The following is a 7,906-nucleotide window of genomic DNA, read 5'->3' on the forward strand; positions in this document are numbered from 1 at the left end:
ATCTTCCTTTGAAAGACGCTTTACTTGTTGTTTTACGGTAAGATGCATACAGCTTTCTCCTTTCTAAAGACTCGGAAATAGGATTTCCTGTATGTATATTATACCATATATTTTACTGATATTTATCCCACGGCCTAAAGGAACGTGGTTTTTCTGTCGGGAACTTTATAAAATAAAAACAATGCTTTTTAAAAAATAGTTATTAAAAAAGAGAGAATATATTTTCTCTCTTTAGTCTCTTATTTCACTGTGATATTCCTGAAGTGATTTTACTTCATGAGGACCATGAATTTTCATTTCCATAATACCTTCTAAACAAGCTTTCGCTGCAGAAATATTTGTCATATATGGAATATTCTGCTTGATGGCTGCTTTACGGATATATGAGTCATCATGTACTGATTGTTTACCTGCTGGTGTATTAATGACAATCGCTAATTCTCTGTTGATCATTGCATCAGTGATATTTGGCTGTCCTTCATAGATCTTATTAATCTTTTCTACTGGAATATTTGCTTCATTAATAAGTGCGTATGTTCCACCTGTAGCGACAATATCAAATCCTGCGTCATAGTATCCTCTTGCAAGTTCTACAACTTCACTCTTATCTCTATCGTTTACTGAGAAGAGAACCTTTCCTTCAGTAGGAAGGATAACTGAAGCACCTTCTTCTGCTTTATACATAGCTGATCCAAAAGAAGAACCTAATCCTAATACTTCTCCTGTAGATCTCATTTCAGGTCCAAGTATTGGGTCTACTTCTGGGAACATATTGAATGGGAAGACTGCTTCTTTTACACCCACATGTGGAATCTTCTTTTCTTTTAGAGAAAGAACTGGTGACTGATTTCCTGTTAATGGCAATGTCACAATTTCAGTTGCAAGTTTTACCATGTTAATATTGCAGACCTTTGATACAAGAGGGACTGTTCTTGATGCTCTTGGGTTTGCTTCTAAGACATACACTTTATCATCCGCAATCGCATACTGCATATTCATTAAGCCACGAACATTCATTTCCTTGGCAATCTTTCTTGTATATTCCTTGATTGTTTCTACATGTCTCATTGGAATATGTCTTGATGGAAGAATGCAGGCAGAATCTCCTGAATGTACCCCTGCTAATTCGATATGTTCCATAACTGCTGGGACAAAGACATTTTCCCCATCGCTAATAGCATCTGCTTCACATTCCATCGCATTTGATAAGAAACGATCGACGAGAATTGGTCTTTCTGGTGTTACACCGATAGCTGCATTCATATACTGCTTAAGTGCTTCATCATCATAGACAACTTCCATGCCTCTTCCACCTAATACGAATGATGGTCTTACCATTAATGGATAGCCAATCTTTTTAGAGATTGCTAAAGCATCATCTACTGTGACTGCCATTCCTGATTCTGGCATTGGGATATCTAGTTTCTTCATCATTTCATTGAATAAATCACGATCTTCTGCTTCATCAATTGTTTCTGGTGAAGTTCCTAGAATATTAACACCAGCTTTCTTTAAGTCATCAGCTAAGTTTAATGGTGTTTGTCCACCAAACTGGGCAATGACACCTACTGGCTGTTCTTTTTCATGGATGCTTAATACATCTTCTAATGTTAATGGTTCAAAGTAAAGCTTATCAGAAGTATCATAATCTGTTGATACTGTTTCTGGGTTACAGTTTACAATAATTGTTTCAAAGCCAAGCTTCTTTAACGCTAATGAAGCATGTACACAACAGTAGTCAAATTCAATACCTTGTCCGATTCTATTTGGTCCACCACCAAGAATCATGATTTTCTTATTAGATGAAACGGGGCTTTCATCTTTAATATGATAAGTAGAATAATAGTATGCACTATCTTGAGTAGATGAAACATGCACACCTTCCCAGGCTTGTCTTATGCCATAGCTTAATCTATCATTTCTTACTTGTTCTTCTTCTACTTGAAGAATTGTAGAAAGATACTTATCAGAGAATCCATCTAATTTAGCTTGTCTCATTACTTCTTCAGGTAAAGATTGTCCTTTATATTTTAGTAGCGCTTCTTCTTCATCTACTAATTCTTTCATCTGTTCAATAAACCAAGTCTTAATCTGTGTTAATTCATGTAATTCTTCAACAGTTGCACCTTTTCTTAAAGCTTCATACATGATGAACTGTCTTTGTGAAGTAGGAACAGTAAGCTTTGTTAATAGTTCTTCTTTGCTTAATTCATTAAGATTAGCTCTATATCCAAGTCCATACTGACCAATTTCAAGTGATCTGATAGCTTTCTGGAAAGCTTCTTTATAAGTCTTTCCGATACTCATGACTTCTCCGACAGCTTTCATCTGTGTACCAAGCTTATCTTGTGCACCCTTGAATTTTTCAAATGCCCATCTTGCAAACTTGATAACTACATATTCTCCATCTGGGACATAACGATCTAAAGTTCCATACTTTGAATCAGGGATTTCATCCAATGTCAATCCAGCCGCTAACATTGCGGATACTAAGGCAATTGGGAATCCTGTAGCTTTTGAAGCTAAAGCTGATGAACGTGATGTTCTTGGATTGATTTCAATAACAACAATACGGTCTGTCTTTGGATCATGGGCAAACTGAACGTTTGTGCCACCGATGACACCAACATGTTCAACAATTCTGAATGCCTGATCTTTTAATCGATCCTGCACTGACTGTGGCACTGTCAGCATTGGTGCTGAACAGAAAGAATCTCCGGTATGTACACCCATTGGATCAATGTTTTCAATGAAACATACAGTGATCATATTGTTTTTAGCATCTCTTACAACTTCTACTTCTAGTTCTTCCCAGCCTAGAATTGATTCTTCAATAAGACACTCATTAACAATTGATGCCGCTAACCCTCTAGAAACGACTGTCTTTAATTCTTCGATATTATAGACAAGTCCTCCTCCGGCACCACCCATTGTGTAGGCTGGTCTAACAACTACTGGATAGCCTAAGCGATCAGCAATCTCTAAGGCTTTTTCAACTGAATGACATACTTCTGATCTTGCCATTTCAATACCAATTTCATCCATTGTCTGTTTAAATGCAAGACGGTCTTCTCCACGTTCAATCGCATCAACTTTTACGCCTAATACCTGAACACCATATTTTTCTAGAATACCTTTTTCATTTAATTCTGAACATAAGTTTAAGGCACTCTGTCCTCCTAAGTTTGGAAGTAAGGCATCTGGTCTTTCTTTAGCAATAATCTGTTCTAATCTTGAAACATTTAATGGTTCAATATATGTCACATCCGCTGTTTCTGGATCTGTCATGATTGTAGCAGGATTACTATTAACAAGGACAACCTGGTATCCTAATCCTCTTAATGCTTTACATGCCTGTGTTCCGGCATAGTCAAATTCTGCAGCCTGACCAATGACAACTGGTCCAGACCCGATTACTAATACTTTATTAATATCATCTCTCTTTGGCATCTTATATCCCCCTTATTTACAAAAAAGAGACATATCAAAATGACATGTCTCAATGATAAAAATTATAAAAACAAGAAATGACAAAAACGACAGACGTCTGAATAATTGAAATATTGCTCATTTTATTCACTAACGTCAAATTCATTATCTATCACCTCTAGGAACAACTATATAATAATTGTCCCCTTATATCAAGATAAATCATCTTCTTTATAATTTTAATTACAGTCATCATGAAAGAATTTCTTTAATAATATTAATATTATCAGACTTCTTATAAGTAATATGAAGTGTATCTCCAGTCTTTAAGAAAGCGAGAATATTCTCATTTGCGGAAGATACTTCTACCTTAAACTTCCTGTCTTTATCATCTACGATATAGACTTTTGATTTTCCATCCACAATGAATGTCGTAAAGCTTTTTACTTTAATAGATTCATCTTGAAGATCTTGATCTACTGATTCCTCTCCTGTCTGTAATAAGTACTCTTTCATTAATTTAGAAAGGTTCTTATATGAAGCCGCTGAGTAAGTTGCTGCCTTCTGATAATCTCTAGCATCAACCATGGCATACTTCTTCACAAGTCCACCATTATCTTTTAATGAAAGAAGATAGACAGGATTGCCATTCACATTGACCAGCAATGGGAAAGTTGCCTTATAGCCATAATTCTTGACTTCCCCTTCAGCTGATTCCATAGCAGCCTGCTCATTGGCACCTGGACAAGAGAATTTAATTGTCTTATGTGTTCTTAAGTTTGTTAAAACAAAACCTAAGTTAGATGAGTCATTATTAGCTGACGTTATTCCACTGTAGATCCAGATATCTCCATCTTTTTCTAGATAATTATATCCATCACTCGTCAGCATTACATTCTTTTGTGAGAACACTGAGTTAAGATAGCCGGATTTTAATGATCCATTATCATCAATCTCCTGCATTACGAGGCTTTCTGGGTAAATACGATCTACCCATTTAGGAAAATGTCCAACATCATATTTCTTGGAATGTCCGGTAATTGGATCAAATAGAACCATCCCATTAACATATTTCTTATTGCCAACACCATAGTAGCTATAAGTTGTACATATATACCAAGGATAACCCTTTTCATCTATTTCAAATGAAGGTTTTCCAAAGTTACATGTTGGATAATCAATCTGTAGTTTTCTATTGAGATTATGTCCAAAATAAGCTGATGGAACATACTTCATCGGTTTAAGACCAAGACTCTTTAATTTAACCAGCTCAGTCTTTCCGGTTGTAGAATTAACACGAATATAAGCAGGAATACCTTCTCGGTTATTAAGATATTTAATAAAACCTGGATATTCCAATGGGGTTACACGATATACGCCACCCTTATATGAAATTTGCGTATATTCATTAGAAACTTCAAACTGTGAGACAAGTTCAGGCATTTCTCCCATGACCTTATCCCCTAATTTCATCGTGCTATCGCGATCGATGATCGGTGTTTTTGTGAAATCTACTTCCTTTAGTGTTTTATTGGAAAACTTCACATTTTCAACTGTCACTCTATTAGAATAGAGTTTGGCATGGAATACACGTAATGTAAAAGCCCAGCTGATGACTCCTCCTACCACAAGAAGCAGCACTAGTCCACTTACACCTATTCGTGCCTTATCTCTCATTTCCTGTTTATTCATTCTTCCTGGAATAATGATAAGTAGTGCGATTCCTATCATCACAAGGAAACCGTAAGATTCAGGATTACGTATATTAATTGGTGGATGGTTTACATAATAATAAATTGCAAGTGCAACAATGATCAATACATCCACAATAAGTGGATGTGGCTTAACAACACGTGTACGACGCTGTTTAAAGCCATCAAGTATCGTATTTATAAATTCATTCATACTCTGCCCTCCTTTTTATATTTTCTCATAAAGATAAAGAAATGCAAATGTTAAAAAAACATTTGCATTAATTGATTCTCGTAATTGTATAGCCATCTTTTCTAAATGCTTCCATAATAGCATAAATATGACTTTCACCATTTGTTTCACATGTCACTCTCAATTCTACTTCACCAAAGTCTTCGAAGTTTCTGAACTGATTGTGATCTACAGCGATAACGTTCGCATTTAATTTAGCAAGCACCTGAGATACATAGACAAGCTGTCCTGGCTTATCTGGGAGCTGTACTGAGAATGAGAAGATTCTTCCTCTCTCAATTAGTCCCTTATTGATCATTGATGAAATACTACGTACATCAATGTTTCCACCTGAGACAAGGCAGACAACTTTTTTGTTCTTCTCATTAAGTTTTCTTAATGCGGCTAATGGCAAGATACCAGAGTTTTCTGCAACGAGTTTATGTTTTTCTACCATCACAAGGAAGGCTTTCATTAGATCATAATCGGTAACTGTGATAATTCCATCAACATATTTTTTAATGTATTCAAATGGTGTAGAACCAATTGTCTTTACAGCTGTACCATCCGCAATGGTATTAGCTTCCGCAAGTGTTACTACTGCATCTTCATTGATGGCAGCTAGGGCACTAGCAGCCCCTTCTGGTTCAACACCTATTATTTTAACTTGTGGATTAATAGCTTTAGCAGCAGCTGCTACTCCAGAAATCAATCCTCCTCCACCAACTGGTACAAGGATGATATCTGCATCTGGTAATTCTTCAAGAATTTCTAAAGCGATTGTTCCTTGTCCTTCGATGACATCTTCATCATCAAATGGATGAATAAAAGTATATCCTTCTTTTTTCATAAGCTCTACTGCTTTAGCGTAAGCATCATCGTAGACTTCTCCATGAAGCACCACTTCTGCACCTAACTGTTCAGTATTTTCCACCTTGATTAGCGGAGTATGTGCAGGCATACAGATCACAGCTTTTACTCCTTGCATATGGGCAGCGTAAGCAACACCTTGTGCATGGTTGCCGGCACTAGCCGCAATCAACCCTTTTTCTTTATCTTCCTGTGATAATTTAGAAATCTTATTATAGGCACCTCTGATCTTGAAGGCTCCAGTTCTCTGTAGATTTTCTGGTTTAATGTACACTTTATTGCGACATTCATCTGAGAATGGCTGACTATAAATAAGTGGGGTAGGAATAATGACTTCATCGACTCTTTTCTTAGCTTGCTTAAAATCTTCTAACTTCAACATACGATTTTCCCCCTTAATTTAGATAAGGGTATTATATCACTCTTCATCAAAAATGAAATAGATTATTCTAAATAAGCTAAAAAATCCGAGTAATTACTCGGATTTTCGACACATTCTACTTAAATTGATTTTGTGTTTCATCGTAAACATAATTCACTGAAGATAATTTATTGATGATTTCTTCTTTATTGACATCTAAATCATCACAAAGACTATCAAGTGAATCATACTGATCTCTTAATTTCATGTTAATAACACTTAAAAGCATTATTGGATCTGATGGTAAAGTATTCATTTCAATCTCCTTAAATTAATTTTCTTAGACTTCCTTTTGAGAAGGTATATTCCATTGTCATAAATGGATAAGTCACTTCTTCTTCATAATACCACGGATCATCAGAATGTGCAGGATTATTGATCACATGAAATTCCTGTGCGGGCATAAATCCTTGCGCAAGCAGGAAAGCCTTCTTGCCGTTCTTTTCACAGACATCCACTACCATTACAACATGGCCAGGACTTCCTGCTTTAATGAAAATGTCCCCTACCTTCAAGTCAGATAAAGTCGTAGGCTGTGATTCTTCTTTTAAAGAAAGAGTTGATGCATAAGCAAATAAAACACGCATATATTTTTTTAAATTACTATAGGAATCATCATAGCTAGCACTTTTTACCCAGGTGCTCTTATTATTGTTAAAACGTACACGATACCCTTCTTTCCAATGATTATAGTCACAAAGGAAACCATCTACAAAATGAAAGGCAATCTTATCCTTCTGATTCGTATGCCAGTAATATTCAATATAGACTCTCATGACTGAATCGGCACACTGCTGAAGATCATACTTTTCAATGGGTAATTTAAATACTGCTACATGTCCACCTTGGTTAAGTCTTCTTTTACCATTATATAAAAGAACTGGACTCCCTGATTTCTTCAGCGGATAATCCGCAAGGAAATCGCCTAGAGCGCTTTTCTTGCGCTTATATCCCTCAGGTGTCCTAAACCTAGTAGATAACGTCATTCCTTTCTCATTAATAAACTGAAATGCTTTCTTACTCCCCTTTTCAGGATTGCTTACCTGACATCCTACCAACAGGAAACAGATAAGCATACTTATCATCTTTTTCATAACCATACCTCACTGAAATTATTATATCAAAAAAGAGGCTGTAACGAAATGATTTAAGCATTTCGTTACGTCTCTCTTTTTTACATTAAAATTACCAAGTCATGCATGATGGATTCTCAGCCTTTCCATCATGTCCTTTTTGTAAAGAAAAAAGCCCCAAAAAAGGGCG

General features: G+C 35.9%; 5 protein-coding genes. All 5 read right to left on the minus strand.

Translation table 11 applies throughout. The annotated features are described in order from the left end of the window. Positions 1-231: 231 nt before the first annotated feature. Positions 232-3,450 (minus strand): carbamoyl-phosphate synthase large subunit, encoded by a 3,219-nt coding sequence (gene carB, locus J6L95_RS03670; RefSeq protein WP_287458188.1) that lies wholly within the window; start codon positions 3,448-3,450, stop codon positions 232-234. A gap of 231 nt (positions 3,451-3,681) precedes the next feature. After that, positions 3,682-5,334 (minus strand): hypothetical protein, encoded by a 1,653-nt coding sequence (locus J6L95_RS03675; protein WP_287458189.1) that lies wholly within the window; start codon positions 5,332-5,334, stop codon positions 3,682-3,684. Between the two features lie 67 nt (positions 5,335-5,401). After that, positions 5,402-6,604, minus strand: a complete 1,203-nt coding sequence (gene ilvA, locus J6L95_RS03680; protein ID WP_287458190.1) for a threonine ammonia-lyase — start codon at positions 6,602-6,604, stop codon at positions 5,402-5,404. Between the two features lie 115 nt (positions 6,605-6,719). Continuing rightward, positions 6,720-6,899, minus strand: a complete 180-nt coding sequence (locus J6L95_RS03685; protein ID WP_035878331.1) for a DUF4250 domain-containing protein — start codon at positions 6,897-6,899, stop codon at positions 6,720-6,722. 10 nt (positions 6,900-6,909) lie between these two features. Then, positions 6,910-7,737 (minus strand): DUF4846 domain-containing protein, encoded by an 828-nt coding sequence (locus tag J6L95_RS03690; protein WP_029072588.1) that lies wholly within the window; start codon positions 7,735-7,737, stop codon positions 6,910-6,912. Positions 7,738-7,906: the final 169 nt, after the last annotated feature.

The sequence above is a fragment of the Kandleria sp. genome (assembly GCF_017934775.1).
Classification (GTDB): domain Bacteria; phylum Bacillota_I; class Bacilli_A; order Erysipelotrichales; family Coprobacillaceae; genus Kandleria; species Kandleria vitulina.

What these genes read in the sequence shown, in the direction of transcription:
- carB (WP_287458188.1), bottom strand. Translation starts at nt 3,450, where the DNA reads ATGCCAAAGAGAGATGATATTAATAAAGTATTAGTAATCGGGTCTGGA.
- J6L95_RS03675 (WP_287458189.1), bottom strand. Translation starts at nt 5,334, where the DNA reads ATGAATGAATTTATAAATACGATACTTGATGGCTTTAAACAGCGTCGT.
- ilvA (WP_287458190.1), bottom strand. Translation starts at nt 6,604, where the DNA reads ATGTTGAAGTTAGAAGATTTTAAGCAAGCTAAGAAAAGAGTCGATGAA.
- J6L95_RS03685 (WP_035878331.1), bottom strand. Translation starts at nt 6,899, where the DNA reads ATGAATACTTTACCATCAGATCCAATAATGCTTTTAAGTGTTATTAAC.
- J6L95_RS03690 (WP_029072588.1), bottom strand. Translation starts at nt 7,737, where the DNA reads ATGAAAAAGATGATAAGTATGCTTATCTGTTTCCTGTTGGTAGGATGT.